Origin of the sequence: Sorangium sp. So ce367 (genome assembly GCF_051520455.1) — a bacterium.
Lineage (GTDB): Bacteria > Myxococcota_A > Polyangia > Polyangiales > Polyangiaceae > Sorangium > Sorangium cellulosum_B.
On sequence record NZ_CP150334.1, the window covers coordinates 9,584,987 to 9,605,126 of the forward strand.

10 protein-coding genes and 1 pseudogene are annotated in these 20,140 nt (G+C 69.3%); 7 read left to right on the forward strand and 4 right to left on the reverse strand.

Annotation, left to right across the window (positions count from 1 at the left end; all coding sequences use genetic code 11):
- Positions 1–269: 269 nt before the first annotated feature.
- Positions 270–362: pseudogene (locus WME97_RS36315) on the reverse strand (transposase); the annotation flags it as partial.
- A gap of 432 nt (positions 363–794) precedes the next feature.
- On the opposite strand from WME97_RS36315, the gene WME97_RS36320 reads away from it, so the two are divergent.
- The 3 genes from WME97_RS36320 to WME97_RS36330 all read left to right on the forward strand — a co-directional run bounded on the left by WME97_RS36320 (position 795) and on the right by WME97_RS36330 (position 7,499).
- The gene (locus WME97_RS36320; protein WP_437544566.1) at positions 795–3,029 is read left to right on the forward strand and encodes a hypothetical protein; all 2,235 of its coding nucleotides are present in this window, start codon (positions 795–797) and stop codon (positions 3,027–3,029) included.
- 17 nt (positions 3,030–3,046) lie between these two features.
- Positions 3,047–6,157, forward strand: a complete 3,111-nt coding sequence (locus tag WME97_RS36325) for a zinc-dependent metalloprotease (RefSeq protein ID WP_437544568.1) — start codon at positions 3,047–3,049, stop codon at positions 6,155–6,157.
- Between the two features lie 469 nt (positions 6,158–6,626).
- Entirely contained in the window at positions 6,627–7,499 is an 873-nt protein-coding gene (locus tag WME97_RS36330; protein WP_437544570.1) for a hypothetical protein, read from the forward strand.
- 110 nt (positions 7,500–7,609) lie between these two features.
- Here WME97_RS36330 and WME97_RS36335 read toward each other — a convergent pair whose 3' ends face one another.
- Positions 7,610–7,891 carry a cupin domain-containing protein gene (locus WME97_RS36335; protein ID WP_437544572.1) on the reverse strand — a complete coding sequence of 94 codons (282 nt, stop codon included), beginning with the start codon at positions 7,889–7,891 and terminating at the stop codon, positions 7,610–7,612.
- Positions 7,892–8,271: 380 nt separating this feature from the next.
- On the opposite strand from WME97_RS36335, the gene WME97_RS36340 reads away from it, so the two are divergent.
- On the forward strand, positions 8,272–9,192 hold the full coding sequence (locus WME97_RS36340; RefSeq protein ID WP_437544574.1) for a LysR substrate-binding domain-containing protein: 921 nt from the start codon (positions 8,272–8,274) through the stop codon (positions 9,190–9,192).
- Positions 9,193–9,409: 217 nt separating this feature from the next.
- Here the strand turns inward: WME97_RS36340 and WME97_RS36345 are convergent, their stop codons facing one another.
- Both WME97_RS36345 and WME97_RS36350 read right to left on the reverse strand, forming a co-directional pair.
- The gene (locus WME97_RS36345; protein ID WP_437544576.1) at positions 9,410–14,575 is read right to left on the reverse strand and encodes an AAA family ATPase; all 5,166 of its coding nucleotides are present in this window, start codon (positions 14,573–14,575) and stop codon (positions 9,410–9,412) included.
- A gap of 318 nt (positions 14,576–14,893) precedes the next feature.
- The gene (locus tag WME97_RS36350) at positions 14,894–15,682 is read right to left on the reverse strand and encodes a helix-turn-helix domain-containing protein (RefSeq protein WP_437544578.1); all 789 of its coding nucleotides are present in this window, start codon (positions 15,680–15,682) and stop codon (positions 14,894–14,896) included.
- Positions 15,683–15,786: 104 nt separating this feature from the next.
- Between WME97_RS36350 and WME97_RS36355 the strand changes: the two genes are divergently transcribed.
- From WME97_RS36355 to WME97_RS36365, 3 genes are all read left to right on the forward strand, one after another.
- The gene (locus tag WME97_RS36355; RefSeq protein WP_437544579.1) at positions 15,787–16,848 is read left to right on the forward strand and encodes a glycoside hydrolase family 16 protein; all 1,062 of its coding nucleotides are present in this window, start codon (positions 15,787–15,789) and stop codon (positions 16,846–16,848) included.
- 227 nt (positions 16,849–17,075) lie between these two features.
- The gene (locus WME97_RS36360) at positions 17,076–19,469 is read left to right on the forward strand and encodes an alpha-amylase family glycosyl hydrolase (protein WP_437544581.1); all 2,394 of its coding nucleotides are present in this window, start codon (positions 17,076–17,078) and stop codon (positions 19,467–19,469) included.
- A gap of 151 nt (positions 19,470–19,620) precedes the next feature.
- Positions 19,621–20,106 (forward strand): hypothetical protein, encoded by a 486-nt coding sequence (locus tag WME97_RS36365; protein WP_437544583.1) that lies wholly within the window; start codon positions 19,621–19,623, stop codon positions 20,104–20,106.
- Positions 20,107–20,140: the final 34 nt, after the last annotated feature.

Here is a 20,140-nt window from a genome sequence, read left to right on the forward strand (position 1 = left end):
AGCAGCCGACCGATCGTCTCGTGAACGACCCGGGCCGCCACCTCGTCCCCGAGGGCGACGGCGCGGCTCAGGGTGCTGGCGAGCGAGGCGACCACCGCAGCCCGACGCGACGGCTCGATCACGGCGAGGTCCCCAGGCCCGGGGCTTGGCCGCTGGGCCCGGGTTGTGGGAGCCGCCGTCCCGGTGCTCATCTCCCCAGACAGCTCGCTGCCCTGCGCCTCACGCCGCCACAAGCTTCGTGCGTGCACCTCGATCGCGGCGGCGGCGTGACACGCAGCCATCAAGCCGAAGTGTCGGATCTTCACGAAGCGATGAGGCAGCACGTGCAGCAGGAAGCGACGCAGAAACTCCTCTGCGGAGAGCGTCACGGTCTCGTCTCCGCGGGTCCGGAAGCACACTCCGCGCTCATCCGTCCAAGGAGCCGCCTTCACGCCACAGCCTGCGGGGCGGACCGTCAGGGAATTAACACCGCTCCTCGCCCCTGAGTCCACCCGCCAGAATGTTAACGCATCTGGTCCGCCCTAGCTAAAATTCCTCTCCTGCTAAACCATGGCAGCTTTACCAAACTTGACGATTTCCCTCGTGAAACCGTGGGGAAACCGATGCGACGGCGAGAACCGTGCGAATCGCTGGGAGAGCAAACTTCCCGTGTCCACATGGGGTGACGCCTGTGATACAGGGGTACGAGTTTGTTCGACGTGGGTGAGCCCACGGAGGTTGGAATGCGCGCATTCAAGTGCTCGATGTTTCTTGCCCTGCTCGCGGCCGCGGGTTGCGAGGATGGGCCGGCTCAGGTGTTTCGGCCGATAAACACCGATCCCCCCGCAAAGTCGGGGGATCCGTGGACACAGCCGGGCTCGCGGGATTTCGGATCGAAGACGAGCGGCGACAGCCAGGGCCGAGCTCGCTTCTGCGACGAGGCCAAGACATCGGCGCTCGTCGAGGGCCTCGTCAGCAAGCCGATCATCCCGGACGTGGGAATCGCCGGCATGCGCCTCTGGGGCGACGACGGCAAGCAGCTCCGCGCGGACGATCTCGTCGGGCTGCCCGAGGACGGCAAGTTCTGCGACCCGACCAGCGTCTACTCCAACGCCTTCACGTGGGGCCCGACGGACGAGATCATCGTGTTCTTCAACGAGGAGACGCGGCTCGTCGAGGCCATGATGGCGTATCAGTCGTACCTCGGCTCGATGGAAGGTCAGGTCAAGATCGGGAACAAGGCGGAGGACGTCGTCGTCAAGCCGCGCGAGCGGATCCAGATCGGCGGCAAGGAGCTCGACCAGTACACGGGGCGAGACCAGCAAGGCGAGCGCACGAACTCGTGGCTCAACGACGCCAACATCACGAAGATTTACGGGATGATCCGGCAGCAGTTCTTCGGCTCGGATCCGCTCCCCGAGGGGTTCAACTGCGTCGAGGCGGCGCTGTGCGACGTCATCTACACCGCCGCGGACGAGTCGGTGCCTCAGGACACGTTCCTCGACTTCCAGGACTCGGGCGTCCAGCTCCGGTTCACGCCGGAGGGGCAGGTCACCTTCGTGTACCTCCAGCCGGTGCGCATCGCCCAGTTCGAGGTCGCGGGCGGGCTCACCATGGGCGACGCGGCGCTGGCGCCGGCGTACACGAGCACGTCGCGCGACGAGTGCGTGGTTGGCCTGAACAGCGACGTCACATGGCAGTCGTTCCGGTCGCGCTGCATCGATAGCGAGCGCGAGCTCTCGCGCGCGAACCTCGACGTCTATACGCAGCGCGACGCGGTCTCGGTCGAGTTCAACGGCATCACCTACGACTTCCTCCGCGATACGACGAAGTCCGACGTTTTCCACAACGGCGAGGCCCCGGTCGACTCCGACGTCCTCTTCGGGATGACGTTCACGCGCTCGCTGCAGGCGCCCGTGGCGCAGTTCGTGCCGGAGGCGCTCGCGGCCCAGTACAAGACCCGCCTCGAGGCGCGGCTCATCGCCGCGGTCGATCCGGAGCACGCGGCCACGCACCCCATCTCGAGCTTCGCCGTGACCGTCCCGGCGTCGCTCTCGACCACGCCGCAGCGCATCGGCGCGCTCGCGTACGAGGGCGGCGAGAGCTGGGTCGGCGACGTCGTCGCGGAGGTCCGCGACATCTATGGCCGCCTGTCCCCGGCGGAGCGCGCGGCGGTGGACCCGCGCGTCGCGGACCCCGTGTTCCTGATCGAGCCGTTCGTCGACGCGGTGCTCGACGCGTTCAGCTTCGGCGCCGCGGCCGCGCCGGACGCGTTCAAGGTCTTTCGCACCACGGACGACGAGCGCTGGTCGATCGGCTTCGGCCACTTCCTCCAGGGCGACGTACCCTACCGGCTCACCGTCCAGTACAGCCTGAACTTCGGCGCGGTCACCGCGGTGACGGTCGAGCGCGGTCAGAGCGAGCTCGATCGGGTGTTGCACAGCGTCAGCGACGCTGTCTTCGGTCAGCCCTACTACCTCTTCCAGATGTCCTCGGCGCAGCTCGCCGAACAGAACCCCTACGCGCTCGGGTCGTCCGGGGCCATCGAGGTCGGAGAGGCCGATCGCGGGCTCCGCACGCTGGACGTCACTCTCCTTTCGGTCAACGCGGCGGGAGAGGTGGAGCCCGTGCAGATGACCGTCCCCGGCGAGCACATGGACGATCGCGCCGGCTTCCTCCGGCAGATCCGCGGCGAGCGCTCCGAGTTCGTGCCCGCGCACGAGATCCGGCTCGCGGGCAAGGAGACGCAGCTCCTCGTCCACGCGGCCCCGGACGCGTCGGGCGCCCTCCAGCTGCTCCGCGTGGAGCAGTCGACCTACAAGGGGAAGGCGCGGCTGTGCAGCGGGCTCGACGTCGCATACGGCGACGACGTGCGCCGCAAGGTCGAGGCGTGGCATCAAGGTGTGAGCACGGAGGAGTACCAGGGCTGCGAGCTCGTCTTCAACTACTCGGAGGACGGCAACATCCTGCTCAGCGTGGCGTCCCTCAAGAACCGTGTGTCCGTGGGTGTGGTGGCCGAGCGCGCTGTCAGCGCGGCGACGTGGCTGTGAAGGAGAACGGTGGCGTCATGAAGGTGAAGTCTTGTTTGCTCATGCTGGCGGGGTTCTACGCGGCGGGCTGCGTCGATCATCGTCCCGTCCGCAACGGCCTCGTCAACGAGTCCATCTACGTCGAGAAGGCGGCGCTCACCGAGCCGGCCGAGGGCCGCGACGACGCGTGGCTCTACAAGGTGACCGTGGTGGAAGCGAGCTCGCCGAACGTCCTCGGCGACTACGCCTTCCCCGGCATGGAGAGCGATCTCTACGCCGTGAACTTCCGCTTCACGGAGGACAAGCTGCAGGTCCTCGACGGGCGCAGGCTCCAGCCGGACGACCCGGAGGACCCGAACGACGACACGTCCACGCGCGCCGAGCGCGTGGTGATGGAGTTCGAGGGGGAGCACGTCGACGTGAAGCTGCGAGAGAACCTCGACGGCGAGCGGACGAACTACCTCGAAGAGAACACCGAGGAGCGCTGGCAGCGTCGCCAGAAATTCAAGGTGGACTTCGAGACGGCGTCGATGGACCCGATCACGGCGATGGCCTGGTATTACGGCGACTACCTCACCGAGTGCGCGCGTCCGACGAGCGTGAACCTGGTCGACGACACGTACCAGTGGGAGCCCGACGACGACTACCTGAGCTTCGTGCTCGAGGCGAACTACGCGGTCACCACCGAGGGCGGCTGCTACGACCTCGTCTCGCTCGCGACGGGCACGGGCACGGTCACGATCCGGTACCGCCTGTCGTTCTGGCGGCCGCCGGTGTCGGAGTACAAACCCGAGGTCGTGGCGGAGAAGGACCCCGTCAACAAGAAGTACGGGGCGTTCCAGCAGCTCAGCCTCTACCGCGACCCGGTGACGGGCCTGCTCGACGCGAAGAGCCTGCTCAAGCGCTTCGATCCGAACCGTGAGGAGCCCGTTGTCTACTACTTCCACCCGGGCTTCCCGCCGAAGTTCAAGCCGATGTTCGACGAGATCGAGGAGGAGACGAACGAGGTGCTCGCGGAGTCCGGGGCGCGCCTGCGGGTCGACTTCCGCGACCACGACGACGGCGGCGTCGAGCGTGAGTTCGGCGATCTCCGGTACTCGTTCGTGGCGTGGCACCAGGACATCGACAGCACCCGGGGTCTGCTCGGCTATGGCCCGTCGACGGCGCAGCCGCGCACGGGCGAGACGATCTCGGCGAACGTCAACCTCTACAACGTCGGCCTCGACTACTACCGGTACCTCATCGACGAGTTCCTCACCTACAGCGGCGCGGAGCAGCCGGATCTCGAGAGCTCCTGCGAGCCGGGCGAGCGCGCCGCGAAAGCGGCGCCGTCGGCGCGCCTGCGGAGCGCGCTCTTCACCGAGATGCGCCGCGTGATGGACCTGCCCGATCCGGGGCCGGACGACGAGCCTGCGGAGCTCTTCCTGCCGACGCCGGCGCGGGGGCGCGACGCGTTCCTCGCGGACTACCACCGGATGCTCCCCGAGTACCGTTACGTGCGGCCCGAGTGGAACCAGTACGTCTATATGCAGAGCCGGACGCCGATCGCGAACTTCCAGGAGCGCATGGCGGTCGAGCGCCAGTTCGACGAGACCATGCACTCGATCCTCATGAACGAGAACCCGTACGGCCCCGTGGGGCTCTACGGCCGCGACGGCATCGAGGCGCAGAACGACTTCGCGGACGAGATGCGCCGGTTCCGCCGCAACCACGACGAGCTCGAGGCGGATCGCGAGGACCTGCTCGCGCGGAAAAACATCTACGTTTTCAACGCGCAGGACGCGATCAGCGCGGTCGCGAACGGCGCGCGCGTCTGCAAGGACGACGGTACATGGGAGACGGACGCCGAGTTCACGGAGCGCGTCATCGAGGACGTGGTCGCCCACGTCGCGATCCACGAGTTCGGCCACACGCTCGGGCTGCGCCACAACTTCTACGGGAGCGTGGACGCGAAGCACATGGAGGGCACCGAGCTCTCGTCCTCCGTCATGGACTACGTGCAGGCGTACCAGGAGGCGGGCTCGCAGCACGGCTGGGGCGGCTACGACCGCGCCGCGCTCACGTGGATCTACGGCACCGAGGAGAAGCGCGACGAGGTGATGGCGCACGACTACCTCTACTGCACCGACGAGCACCGCTACCGCTCGCCGCTCTGCACGGCGCACGACCTCGGCATCACCCCTTCGCAGATCGTGCTCAACTCCATCGAGCGTTACGACTGGCTCTACAACATCAGGAACCGTCGCGCGTACCGCACGTTCTGGGACACGAGCGCGTACACCGGCACGGTCTACAACGACATCTTCTCGCTGCAGCGCATGTGGTACCTCGGGATCTTCGACTGGGCGGGCGGCGGCGTGCAGCAGACGCTGAAGAGCCTGGATCAGGTGACGCCTGGCCGGAAGGTGCTGACCGATGAGGAGTACGACGCGATCTCGGTCGATTTCTACGACGACATCTCGTCCGCGATCGACCTCACGATGGCGTTCTACGACGCGATCATCAACCAGCCGGCGAGCCAGCGCAATTACCAGACGGAGTTCGATCCCTTCTTCGGCGACGTGCTCCGGCTCGGCATCGTTGTCGACAAGCTGTACGCGTCTTATGCCTTCATGGATCTCCAGGACGTCTACAACTACAACCCGAACGTCTCGACCTACGTCTCGATGTACGACGCGCCGTTCGGTGAGCGCAACGCGGCGCTGTCGCAGCGCGTGCTCGACAACATGCTGGGCGCGAGCTACGACACATTCCCCTGGTTCCGCTTCCTCGCGGTGAACCTCTTCGCGTCGGCGACGAACACGAACCTGGTCGACAACCTGTCGCTGAAGGAGCGCATCGCGATCCAGCGCTTCGAGAACCAGGAGGAGTTCGAGCTTGTCTACGGCGCCGAGGCGCTCGCCGAGGCGACGAGCCCGGACAACCCGGCGCAGCTCTTCGTTCACGACGGCGAGCAGTTCTCCTACGCGTTCCTGCCCGACCAGGGCTGGCACCTCGTGGCGAGCCGCTCCAGGAGCCCGGTGAGCTTCCAGTTCATGAAGGACTACAACGAGGATCTCAACGCGGGGCGCCCGGGCGATCTGGACAACTATGGCCTGAAGATCCTGCTTGCCTACTACGAGTACTACAACAACTTCACCGGGTTCTGACGTGAAGCGAGCAGCAAGCACCCTGTTCGCGCTGCTGGGGGGGTCGCTCATGGCGACGCTTCCGGCGGCGGCCCAGACGCTGAACCCAACGCCCTCGGTGGCACCGGCTCCGTCAGCCGCACCGGTTCCGCCGGCTGCACCGGTTCCGTCGGCTGCACCGGTTCCGCCGGCTGCACCGGTTCCGCCGGCTGCACCGGTTCCGCCGGCTGCACCGGCTCCGCCGGCCGCACCGGCTCCGCCGGCCGCACCGGCTCCGCCGGCTGCACCGGTTCCGCCGGCTGCACCGGTTCCGCCGGCTGCACCGGTTCCCGCTGGCGCGGCCGCCGCAGACGCGGCCGTCCCCCCCGCGACCGCACCCGCCGCGGACACGGCCGCATCCGCTGCGGCCACGACTGCGCCCGCCGCGGCCACAGCCGCACCCCCCGCGGCCAAACCCACCGCGGCCACGACCACACCCGCCGTGGTCACCATGGGCTTAGCGCCGGCTCACCCCCAGAAGGACGAGGTCTCGGACGGGGAGGGCCAGGCGAAGGACGAGCGCTGGTATCACGTCTCCGGGAAGGTGCAGTACCGGCAGACGGTGGTGAGCGACGACGATCCGGCCAACGACCGGTTCATGGTCTATAGCCTGATGGGCGCGGTCGATATCCCCAGGGTGAAGGGGCTGACGGGCTGGCTGACCCTGGAGGTCTTGCAGAGGACGTGGAGCGCTGAAGAGGGCGAGTCGGGGCTGTTCTTCCAGGACATGTCCCTGGGTGGCACGTACGAGCACAAGCTCGAGGTGCTGCCGAAGGGGAAGCCCTGGTTCTCCTTCGAGCACTCGCTCGGGGTGTACCTCCCGACATCGCGGTTGAGCCAGGCGCGCGACATGATTCTCACACCGGAGCTCCTGTCGCTCGGCCGGGTCCACACGACACTGCACAACCTCGTCGCAGGGATCAGCTTGCTCGGGCAGTGGCGGTACCACCGCTACGCCGAGCGCGCCGGACCCGAGGGGACGATGAACACCAAGTTCGTCGTCGCCCCCGGCCTGTTCCTCGAGGAGGCGATCTTCAAGGACAAGCCGTACGGCAAGCTCGACGTCCGCTTCAGCCTGGCCCGCTACTGGGCGGTCCGCTACGCATCGCGCGAGGACTACGCGTCCGAGGCGAGCGACGAGCGGTACGTCGCGAACGCGTACTCGTGGTCGATGGCGATGACCTACTCGCCCATCAAGTACGCATCGGCCAGGATCGGCCTGGAGCACAACGCCCCGATGATCCGCGGCGACGGCGCCATGAACGCCGACGTCTTCAACCGCAACGACACCCAGATCTCGCTCGCGGTCACCGGCAAGTACTGACCTGCCCCCCGTATAGCAGCTGGACAATCCGCACGTGGCCGAGGGCAGTCGCCTGCGCAAGGCGCTGAGCTACCGTCGGCGCGACCTTGCTCGCCCGTCCGGTGCTGGCGTCAGGGGAGCCTGTGGAGCAACTCCGTGTCCAGGTCGCCCAGCAGGTAGGTGGCGATGAAGGTCGTGGGGGCCGAGCTGGAATTGTTGTCGAAGCGCTCGATGGGCGTGCTCGCGGGCTCGAAGATCGTCTGCCCCGCCGTGTAGTACCTGGCCGGTTGGCCTTTCACCTGGAATAGAATACGCCCTTCGGTCACATAGCAGACGGCCGGACCGGGATGCGTGTGCGGCCCGGCCTTGAACCCAGGGGGCAACGTCAGCCGCTGCACCTCGACGCGGGTCACGGCCTTCCCGCCCGCGACCGCGTGAGTCCCGAGCGAGGCTCGCTCCAGGACCGAGTCTCGCGTGCATCCCGCGCCGGCACAGAGCAAGGCTGTCGCTATCGCGAGCGCAGCCCGGGATAGGCGGCGCCCGCTCCCGGGGAGCGCTCTCCCCGGACGCCGCGTGCGACGAGGGCTGTCGGCGAGATCGCGAGGGAGGTCCCCTTCGCGCAGCGGCGGCTCGCCATTCCGCCGTGATACGTGAGCGAAACGCATGGAGTGTGGGTCCTTGTGCTCTGTCAGGCGGCTCCGGTTCGCCTTGACGCCACCAGCATGACGGAGCACCATCGTGCTGAAAATCAGGTAATTTTGTATTGATAGTTCAGAAAAACGGGACGGTTGACATGCAACGCGTCACCTTCGATCTCGACGTGCTGCGCAGCTTCGTCACGGGGGTGGAGCTGGGCAGCTTCGCCAGGGCGGCGAGCCGGGTGGGCCGGTCGACCTCGGCGGTGAGCGCTCAGCTCAAGAAGCTGGAGGAGCAGGCGGGCACGCCGCTCTTTCGCAAGGCCGGGCGCGGTCTCGCGCTGACGGAGGCGGGCGAGACGATGCTGGCGTACGCCCGCCGCCTGCTCGAGTTGAACGATGAGGCGGCGGCCGCGGTCCGCGGCGTCGATCTCGAGGGCTGGGTCCGGCTCGGCCTGCAACAGGACTTCGGTGACGTGCTGCTCTCTGGGGTGCTCGGGCGGTTTTCGCGCGCCCACCCGAGGGTGCGGATCGAAGTGCGGGTCGCGCGCAATGCGGAGCTGCTCGAGCAGGTCACGTCGGGCCGGCTCGATCTCGCGCTCGCGTGGGGCGACGGGATGGGCGCGCCGCATGGCGAGCGTCTGGCCGAGCTGCCGATGCGCTGGATCGGGTCGGCCGCGGGGTGCCCTGCGTGGACCGGGGCGGAGGGCGAGCCGCTGCCGCTCCTGGCCATCGAGGCGCCGTGCCGGTTCCGGGATGCCGCCGCAGCGGCGCTCGATCGCGCTGGCATCCCGTGGCGGCTCGTGTTCACCAGCCCGGACCTGGGCGGGCTCTGGGCCGCGGCGGCGGCAGGGCTTGGGCTCACGGTGCGCACGCCGATCGGCCTGCCCGCCGGCGTGCGGGCGCTCGGCCCCGGGGAGGCCGGGCTGCCGGCGCTGCCCGCGCTCCCCCTGGCCCTGTACCAGGCAGAGGCGGAACCGGGGCTCCCGACCGCTCGCCTCGCGGCCCTCGTGGTACAGGCGCTGCAACGTCCCGTCGAAATCGCTCGTGGAGTCCAGCGCGAAGCCGTCGTGCGATGAGCGAGAACGCGATGCGCGAAGGCACGAGCCAGAGAGCGGTGTCAGCCCGAATCAGCCGGCCCGTGGCCCGCCGCCCGCCTCGACATCACATCGTTATGGCGTCTCATGGCGTCCTGGCGGTTCAAGAGACCCCACCTTCGGCCAAAGTACTCCTCCATCCCCTCGGCTCCGCGCCGCAAGGCCCAGCTGGCAAAAGGCGGCCCGCGCGCCCCTCTCCTCAGGACGGCTGCGCGAGGCCGAGCTCCCGCTCCGGCTCGACGGGCAGCACGACGACGAAGGTGGTCCCCGAGCCCAGCTGACTGCGCAGATCCACGCGCCCTCCGTGCGCTCGCACGATCTCCCGGACAAGGTACAGCCCGAGCCCGAGGCTCTGCGCTTGATGAAGCCCCGTCGCGCGCTCGAACGCCTCGAACACGCGCCGCTGGTCGGCCTCGGAGATCCCGATGCCCTGATCGGAGACCGACAGGCGAGCGACGGCCCCGTCCCCGTCGGTGACGATCCGGACCGGCTTTCCGGCGCCGTACTTCATGGCGTTCGTGAGCAGGTTCGTCACGACCTGCTCGAGCCGCAGCCGATCCCACTGGCCCACGACGGCGCGCTCCGCCTGCACGTGGAGCGCACACCCAGCCAGCTCGGCCTGCTCGCTCAGCCGCCCTACGACGTCCCGCACGAGGGCCGCCAGGTCCACCGGCTCACGCGTCAGGGCGAGCCGCCCCTTCTGGACGCGCGAGAGGTCGAGCAGGCTGTCGATCAGCAGGTTGAGCCGGCCGAGCTGGCGCTTGAACGACGTGAGGGACGACGACAGCCAGGACGAGGAGACCGTCTCCTGCTGCTTGATCGATCGCGCGAGCGCGTCGAGCTTCAGATGGAGGCCTGTCACCGGCGTCTTCAGCTCGTGGGCGAGGAACGCCGTGCGCCGCTCCGCGGCCTCCGCCGCCGCCCGCGCCTCGCGCTCCCTGGCGAGCAAGAGCGCGTTCTCGAGCGAGATGGCCGCCTGCGTGGCGAGCAGCTCGAGGGCGAGGAGCCGCTCGGGCGTGAACGCGTGCGTCGTGACGTTGTTCTCGAGGTACAGCAGACCGAGCACCTCGGCCTGCCGCAAGATGGGGACGCAGAGGACCGATCTCGGGTTGTGCCGGACGATGTACTCGTCCCCCGAGAACCTGCCCGCCTTCGCGGCCGCGTCATCGAGGAGCACGCGCTCCTTGGTGAGCCGCACGTAGTGGAGGAGCGAGGCAGGGAGGAGCGGAGAGGACGACACCGGCAACGACTGGAGAACCCTGGTCACGGTCCCCTGTCGCTCCTCGATCGCGGCCTCCGCCTCGATCGTCAGGCCGCCGTCCCGCACCAGGATGAGGCAGCCCTTCTGCGCACCTCCCTGCTCGAGGACGAACTCGAGCAAGGTCCGCAGGAGCTTCTCGAGGAGGATCTCGCCCGAGATCGCCTGCGATGCCTTGACGACCGCGAGCACGTCGAGCTGCTCCGCGCGGGCCGCGAAGGTGGCGGTCGGCTCGATCGGCCGCCGCTCGAGGAGCTGCGAATAGCGCTGCTCAAGCTGCTTCACCTTGCCGTCGGCCCCCCAGCGCACGTAACACGAGCGGGCCTCGCGCAGGTACGTATCGGAGAAGCGCTCGAACCCCCGCGCTCGATAGAACCGAGACGCGAGCTCGTAGGCGAGCGCTTCGATGTGGACGAAGCCGCTCTCGCGCGCCGCGCGGATGGCCTCTTCATAGAGGCGCATCGCGTCGAGGTCCCGGCCCTCGATGCGGGCGACCTCGGCGGACACCAGGGCGTAGCGGCTCCGGAAGTTCTCGGGGCAGCTTTCGGCCCAGCGCCTCAGCTTCTGGAGCGGCGCCTCGAGCGCCTGAGCGAATCGCTGCCGCTGCTCGGCCGGCGCCTCCGCGTGGAGCGCCGTCACCGTGAGCGCGTGGTAGAAGTGGTGCGTCGCTTCCATGGCCAGAGACGCCGCCTGCCCCTGCATCAGCGCGGCGGTGGCCGCGGACTCCAGCGCTTCGGCGTGACGCTCGTGCGTGAACGCGGCGATCTGCTTCATGATATGAAACATCGCGATCCCGAGGCCGAAGCCCGCCTTCTGAAGGATCGCGAGGGAGCTCGCCTCGTCGAAGTCGCCGCCGTCGAAGCTCGTGGGCCCCCGCGTCGCTCCCTTCAGGCTCGCCGCGAGCTGCTCTTCGAACCGGACCACGTTGTACACAACGTCGTTGTGGGTCTGCCGGGCGAAGGCGGTGTATCTCCGCGCGACCTCGATGACGCGGTCGAGCGGATCGCCGTTCTCGAGGACGATCCACACCATGTTGTACGTCAAGTAGCCGGCGAAGATGAAGTCTCCGACGTCGAGGCAATCGAAGAATGCCTTGTCCATGAGCGGGATGCTCGTCGCGTAGTGCCTGTGCCAGATGCTGATGACGCCCGCGTGGTGGAAGAGCAGCCTCCCCTTCAGCATGGCCGTGATGCTCTTGAATTTCTCGTTGAGCCGGATCGCCATCTCGGAGAACTGGAACGCGCAGGGGACGTCGCCGAGGAGGGACACCATGACCGCGGCGTAAATGCTATAAACGAAAGAGGACTCCTCGGCGTGTCCGTGCTGCAGGGACGCGTTCACCCCCTTGGCGGCGAGCAGCGGCCAGAGCGCCGGTCGCACGGAGAACATGAGGGGAGCCGACTCGGCGACCAGGCTGATGAACGCCCGCACGTCCTCGTCGGTCGCCACGGGCGCATCGACGAGATCGGCGACGCGACGGCCGCGCAAGGCGATCGGGACCTGCCGGATCTCGGCCTCCACGGCGGCGTGGATCTCCTCGTCGACCTCCGGGAGCGTGGCCCCGTAGAGCCGCAGGGCCTCGATCATCACCGCCATGGCGTCGCGGTGCCGCCCGGCGATCTGGTAGAGCCGCATGCGCAGCCGGTGGGCCCTGGCCCGGTCGGGCCTGGAGCGGGCGTTCTGGAGGATCAGGTCGAACAGCTCGTCGGCCGGCTGGAAATTGCCGGTGATGGACTCGCATTCGGCGAGCTCCAGGTGGAGCCTGAACGTGTCCTCGTACCGCGCGCTCCAGGCGTCCTGCGGCAAGAGGGACGTCGCCTGCGCCAGGTAGCTGCGCGCGGAGGCATAGGCGACCGAGGCCTTCGCCTTGAGCCCTGCCAGGAGGTTGAGCCGGCAGAGCGCCTCCCTCTCGCGTGGATCGGTGATGAGGTGGGCGCCGTGATTGAGCTGGGTCGCGACGTCGAAAGCCCGCTCCTCGACCGCCCCGCCGGGCAGACGGGACACGAGGCGCCGGCCGATCTCGAGGTGCACAGCGGCCCGCCGCGCCGCCGGGATGAGCGAATAGGCCGCCTCCTGGACGCGGTCGTGGAGGAACTTGTAAGAGCCTTCGTGGCAGAGGACGAGCCCGGCGAGGATGGCCTGCCAGACCTCCGCGTGCAGCGCCTCCTCCGAGCGGTCGCACGCTATCGTCAAGACGCCGACCTCCGCGGCGCTCCCGAGGCAGGCGAGCTGCTTCAGCGCCTCCTGGGTGCCAGCGGGGAGCCGCGCGAGCTTGTCGACCATCAGATCGACCACGTTGTCGGTGAAGCCTTTGGCGCGGATCTTCGCCATGTCCCACCGGAAGGCGCCCGCCTGCGGGTCGAGCTCGATCAGCTGCTCTTCGTGGAGGGCGAGGAGGAACTGGATCGCAAAGAACGGGTTGCCGGCCGTCTTCTCGTGGACCAGGGCCGAGAGCGGCGCGGCGTCCTCGGGGCGGCACTGAAGCATATCGCTGACGAGCATGGACAGGTGCTCGCGGGAGAGCGGGCCGAGCACGAGCTCCTGGACGTGCGCGCCCCCCCTCCTCGCCTCGTGCAGCGCCGCCATGAGCGGGTGCGAGGGGGTCACCTCGTTGTCGCGGTACGCGCCGATGACGAGGAGATGGCCCGTGTCGAGGTGGGTCACCAGATCCTGCAAGAGCGCGAGGCTCGCCGAGTCGGCCCACTGGAGATCGTCGAGGAAGAGGACGAGGGGGTGCTCCTTCCGGGCGAACACCCCGATGAAGTGCCGGAAGACGGTGCGGAACCGGTTCTGCGCCTCGACCGGCGGCAGCTCGGGAGCCGGGGGCTGCGGGCCGATGACGAGCTCGAGCTGCGGGATCAAGTCGACGATGAGCTGCGCGTTGACCGTGAGGACCTCGAGCAACCGCTGCTTCCAGGCCGCGATCCGCTCGCTTTCGGCGAGGAGCTCGAGCACGATCTCCTGAACGGCCTGCACGATGGTGGAGTAAGGGATCTCGCGCTTGTGCTGATCGAATTTTCCCGAGGCGGAGAACCCCCGCTCGCCCGCGACGGCCCTGTCCAGCTCGTGGACCAGCGTCGACTTGCCGATGCCGGAGTAGCCCGAGAGGAGCACGAGCTGTGGAGATCCGGTGTCGACCACGCGCTCGAAGGCGCGCAGCAGCGCCGCGATCGCCTCGTCGCGCCCATAGAGCTTCTGCGGGATGCGCAGGCGGCCCGACGTGTCCTGCTCGCCCAGCGGGAAGGGCGCGACGCTGCCGTCGCAGCGCCATGAGTCGAAGCACCGCTTCAGGTCATGGCCAAGGCCGCGGGCCGTCTGGTAGCGCTCCTCGGGCATCTTCGCGAGGAGCTTCATCACGATGCGCTCGACCGCCTCCGGCACGTCGGGGACCACCTTGGACGGCGCCGCGAACGCGCGGGCGACGTGACAATGGATCCATTCGAGCGGGTCCCGGGCGTCGAAGGGGAGCTTCCCCGTGAGCATCTGATAGAGCGTGACCCCCAGGGAGTACAGATCGCTGCGGCTGTCGACCCCACGGTTCATCCGCCCTGTCTGCTCGGGCGACATGTAAGGGAGGGACCCCTCGATGACGCGGGCCGGCTCCAGGGCGTGCTGTTCGCGGGAGAGCCGTGAGGCGAGCGCGAGATCGGCGATCTTCACCTCGCCCGTGGCGGGAATGACGAGGATATTTGCGGGCTTGAGGTCTCTGTGAACGACGTTTCGCTGATGGATGTCGGAGACGGCATCCGCGATGCGGACGGCGAGATCGAGGAACCTGCCAATCGCCATCGGCGCGCCGAGCAGCCGATCGAGCGGCTCAGCGCCCGAGTCTTCCATGACGAGGGCGAGCGCCCCGTCGTACATCTCGAGGGCGAGGGGCCTGACGACGGCTGCCACGTCGAGCATCTTGCCCATCTCGTACTCCCTCGTGAGCCGGGCGAGGTCCTTCGGCCGGCAGCTCCTCGGGTCGAGCACCTTGAGGACGACCGGATGGCCGTCGGCGTTTCGAACAGCGCGGTACACGGCGGTACCGCGGCCCTCGCGAATGGTCTCGGAGATCGTGTACGGGAAGGGAGGGGACGGGCTCGTCATGCAGGCGATGGGCAAGGCAGCCTCGGCAGTGGCAGCAGGAGCCCCTCCCCGACAAGGTATACCATTCCCCGCTCCCGCATCATGGCCAGCGTTGCGGGCGATCCGGCGCGGATTCGCGTCGGCCGGCGGGCTCGGCCGCGCGCGGCTACCGAGGGCGCCGTCGCCAGGCCGGCTCGGCCGAGAGCCGCTGCGTTCAACGCGCCTCAGGCGATCGAGGACGGCACGCTCGACGCCCCGGGCATGCGGGCTGTCGGGCGCACGTCGTTCCAGGAGGACCCGCCGGTGCCTGCCTGGCGAGCGATGGAGTCCGCCAGGTCACCTGGCATATCACGGTCACCCTCCGTGCATCGGCACGGTCATTTCGGTCAGCGCCGCGCGCTGGCCGCCGAAATAGCCCTGGGGCGCGCAGCCGAGGGCGCGCGTGAAGACGCGGTGGCATTGCGCATAACTCCCGAACCCGACGGCGTACGCCGCGCGCGCGAAGCTCGCGCCGCGATCCACCTCGGCGATGAACTGCATCAGCTTGAGCCGCGCACGGTATTCGACGACATTCACGCCCACGTCCTTGCGAAAACGCCGGCTGATCCCGCTCTCGCCCGTGCGCAGGCGCGCCGCGAGGGCCGCCCCGGGGAGATTCGGATCGAGCCGCAAGAGCTCGAAGATGCGGCGGCTCACCACGTGGGGGAGCGGCACGTTCGACAGCGACCGATCGAAGAGCTCCGCGAGGCGATGCTCCACGACCGAGATGTCGCGCGCTCGGTCGAGCGCGCCGAGGAGCGCGAGCTCGTCGGCGAGCACGGCCGGCGTGAGCTGCACAGCGTCGAGCGCGACCTTCGACGCGGCCCCCGCGACGCGAGCCCCCAGCTCGGGGCGGAGCGCCGCGACGTACAGAACGAAATCGCTGCTCTCCTCGAGGAGCGCGTGATCTTGCCCCGGCGCGAAATAGAGCAGCGTGCCCGCCACGAGCGGCACCACGCGCTTTCCCACGCCCATGATGCCCGTGCCGCGGGCGACGAGGTTGATCTCCGGCTCCTCGTGGAAATGTCGGGGCCGACGGTACTGCGGCTGGTGACGGAAGACCTGGGCGCGCCGGCCGGCGAGCATCGGAAAGGGCTGGAACAACGCGGGCCGAGCGCTCAAGGCCAGGTCAGTGTGAGGCAGCGGGGACGCGGACAGAAAGCAAAAAATGCGAAGCGCTCTCGCACCCGGCGCGCCACGTGGAGCTCATGATGTCTTCGACGCGCTGCACGGTCGCTTCGCTTCTGTTCTCCGCATTCACCGCGCTGGCCTGTGACGACGCCAGCCAGCTCCCGGGCTCGACGACGGGGGCTGGCGGGGACGGCACCGGCGCGGGGGCTGGTGGTGGTTCCAGCGCCGGAACGGGTAGCTCCAGCTCCGTGGCGGGGGCTGGGACTGCGGATAGCGCCTCCAGCGCCGGAGCCGGCGCGGGCGGCGCAGGCGGCGCAGGCGGCGCAGGCGGCGCAGGCGGCGCAGGCGGAACGGCGGGTGGCACAGCAGCGGCAGGCGCCACGGGTAACGGCGGCTCAGCGGGCGGCCCTCCCCCGGACGAAGAGGCCTTCACGCTGCTCTTCCGCGACGATTTCGATCGGCTGGACGCGACTCGCTGGCAGCTGATGACACATTCCTGGACCGAGAATCTGGCGCTGTTCTCGGGATCCGCCGCGACCATCGAACGTGGCCAGCTGGTGCTCCGGCTCACGCCGGCCCCTCAGGGCACCACCGACAGCTCCGGAGCCGCCAAGACCTTCCTGGGTGCCGAGGTTCGCTCCATCGACGCGCTCACGTACGGGCGCGTGCGCGCTCGCGTCAAGCTGGCCCGAGGATCGGCGGTCGTCTCGTCCCTGGTCACGATCTACACCCCCTGGCCAGCGGACAACTGGAACGAGCTCGACATCGAGTGCCTGGGGGCCAAGCCGAATGACGTGCAGTTCAACGCCATGGTGTACACCGGCGCTCCGGTACGGCCGCCGGTGACGCAATCCGTCAGTCCGACTCAGCATCCGCAGAAGGTGGACCTCGGCTTCGATCCGAGCGCGGACTTTCACACGTACCAGATCGAATGGACACCGTCCGGCGCCCGCTTTTCCGTCGACGACGTGCTCCGACACGAATGGTCGGAGCGCATCGACCTCATGGTGCTGCCGCAGAACGTGCTCATGACGATCTGGGCGTCGTCGAGCGCGGCCTGGGCCGGGGCCGTGACGGCCGAGACGGGCACGGCGAGCGCGACGTACGATTGGATCGAGCTCTATCGGTACACGCCTTGATCGGGTCGCGAGACCAGGCCGCTCCGGGCGCGTGAGCTCACGCGGTTCGGCCCGGCGAAGCGCGAAGCGAACGCCCGGGTGCGGGGCGGAGCCCCGACGGAACCTGCGCGCGCCTGTTAGCGACACGACAGCATGGGCGGAGCATCGCTGTTCTCCACAGCGGCTGCGGTGATTCAGGGCGACGCGCGCGCTGACATGCCTCTCGCGATCGGATACTGCTCGAGGCCATGTCGCGCCGCCGTTCTGCCGTCATGATCGCCGCTGTCTCCGCCGTCATGCTCCCTGCCGTCCCGCTCGCGTGTGGGGGTGATCGCGATCTCGACGCGGGCCAGGGGCAGGGCACGAGCGGCGCCGGGACGGCAGGCGCCGGTGCTGCAGGCGGCGAGGCGGCTGGCGTGGGCGGCGCAGGCGGCGAGGCCGCGGGCGCCGGCGGGGCAGGCGCCGGCGGGGCGGGCGGAGGCGCGCAGTACGGGAACGTGCTCTGTCCGACCTCGTTCACGTTCAACGCGCCTCCCGGGGCCACGGATGTCCGCGTCGCCGGCGAGTGGAACGGCTTCGATCTCGGCGCCGCCCCGCAGCTGCAGGGCGGTACGCAGGGCCGGCTCACGGCCACCGTCGACCTGCCGCCGGGGCTTCACGGCTACAAGATCGCCTATCGGTCCGGCGGCGAGGTCTCGTGGGTGCTCGACCCGGCGGAGGGGCGCCGCAAGTACGTCGACGGGGTCGAGAACTCGGCCGTCAAGGTCCCTGACTGCCGCCTCCCGTCGTTCTCGGTCGCGTCCAGCCAGGCGACGCGGCCTGCCGCCGGACAGGGCGCCTTCGAGGCCCGGCTCGTGTACCGGGACGGCATCGAGGGCGCGGGCCCCGAGGCGGCCGCGTTCGAGGCGGTCTTACAGGACCAGGACGGCGAGGCGCGCCCGCTCAGGGATCAGGAGCTCTCGGTCGACGCGCGCGGCGACGTGCGGATCCAGCTGGGAGGCCTCGGCGACGGCAAATACCGCGTCACCCTCCGCGGGGCGACCCGGAGCGGCCGCGCCGGTGAGCCGCTCCGGCTGGTGTTCTGGGTCGAGGCCGAGCCGTTCTCCTGGGAGGACGCGCTCATCTACATGGTCGTCACCGATCGTTACCGCGACGGCGATCCCGCCTTGAACCCGCCCGCCACGCCGGGCGCCGATCCGCGGGGCGACTGGGCCGGCGGGGATCTCGAGGGGCTGCGGCAGGCGATCGAGGACGGCACGCTCGACGCGCTGGGCGTTCGGGCCATCTGGCTCACGCCGTTCCAGGAGAACCCCGCCGGCGCCTACCTGGCGAGCGATGGAGTCCACCAGGTCACCGGATATCACGGTTACTGGCCCATCAAGGCGCGCGAGGTGGATCCGCGGCTCGGCGGCGCCGGGGCGCTCCGGGCGGTGGTGGCCGAGGCGCACCGCCACGGGATCCGCGTCCTCCAGGACTTCGTGGTGAACCACGTCCACGAAGATCACGAGTACGTCTCGTCTCACCCGGAGTGGTTCAGGACGGGGTGCGTCTGCGGGACGGACGGGTGCGACTGGACGTCGCACGCGCTCGATTGCATGTTCGCGAGCTACCTCCCCGACGTGGACCACACGGTGCCCGAGGCCAACGCCGCGTTCGTGGCGGACGCGATCCACTGGCTCGACGCGTTCGATCTCGACGGGCTCCGCGTGGACGCCGTGAAACACGTGGAGGAGATCGCGACGCGCAACCTCGCCGCAGAGGTGCGGGAGGCGTTCGAGCCGGCCGGCACACGTTATTTCCTGATGGGCGAGACGGCGATGGGCTGGAGCGACTGCGCCGACCCGTGCAACGACGAGAACTACGGGACGATCGCGAGGTACATCGGCCCTCATGGGCTCGACGGCCAGTTCGATTTCGTCCTCTATCACGGGGTCTCGTACCGGACGTTCGGCTGGGGCGAGGAGGGCATGCTGCACGCCGCGTACTGGGTCGAGCACGGGCAGCGGCGGTGGCCGGAGGGCGCGATCATGACGCCGTACATCGGCAGCCACGACACGGCCCGGTTCGCGACGCTCGCCGACTACCGCGACGAGGCGGGGCCTCGCGGCCGGGAGGTCCCGGGCCGCCAGTGGTCGGACACCGCGGGAGCGCCCGAGTCGCCCGAGGTGTACGCGCGGGCGCGCCTCGCGATGGCGTGGCTCCTGGGCCTCCCGGGCGCGCCGCTGCTCTATTACGGCGACGAGTACGGCGAGTGGGGCGGCGCGGACCCGAACAACCGCGGCGTGTGGCGTCCGGAGGAGGATCTCACGGCGGACGAGCTGGAGACGCTCGATTTCGTGCGCGCGCTCGGGACCGCGCGCCGGGGCATCCCCGCGCTCCGCCGCGGCGCCTACGTGAACCTCACCGCCACGGAGGACACGCTGGTCTTCGGCCGCCGGCACGGCCGGGGGGAGTCCGCCGTGGTGGCGCTGACGCGCGCGGGGACGGAGCAGCGCATCTCGGTCGAGGTCGCTCAGGCGCTCGGCCTCCCGCCCGGCACCGGGCTCAGGGACGCGCTCGGCGGCGCGAGCGAGGTCGTCTCCGCGGCCGGCGTGCTCTCGATGAGCGTCCCGCCGGGCGGGGCGGTGATCTTCGCGCCGTGATCGCTGGCAGGCCGGCGGGAGCGGGCTGCGGCGGCGAGCGCAGGCGCAGCGGGAGCGGCCAGGCGCCTGGAAGAGCGCGGGAGGACGCGGCGACGCGCGCGCTGTCCGATTGAGCTCCGCGGCCGCCCCGGGTATGTCGGAGCGGTACGACATGCAGCCGCCCGACGCGAGCCAGTTGCCCGAGGAGCTCCGCGCGCCGCCCCCGCGCCCCTGGGCGGCCTTGCGGCACGTCCGGCACCAGCTGACGGGCGTGGGGTACTCGCTGCTCTTCTGGGCGGGGCTGGTCGGTGTCGGCTGGTTCTTCCGGCACATCGATTTCGTCGCGATGATCCTCGCCTTCTCGTACGCCGTCATGCCGGTCGTGCTCCTGTATCAGCTGCTGGGCAGCTATGCCGCGTGCCGCCTGGCGCTCCGCGGCGCGCCGTCGGCGGCGCACGTCTACGAGGGAGCCGTCGTGACGAGGTACGGGACGGTGAATATCTGGCACGTCGTCGTCGCCGGCCAGCACGTGCGGATTCGCGCGAACGCGCCGCTCGACAGGAGCGTGGTGGTCCTCGTGACGCCCGAGACGCGGAGCGGCAAGCGCCGAGTCGGGGTCTATCATCCCCGGCTCGGGATCTGCACATCGCTCGTGTGAGCCGCGCTCGCGGCGCTGTTGTTGCGGGCGTGAC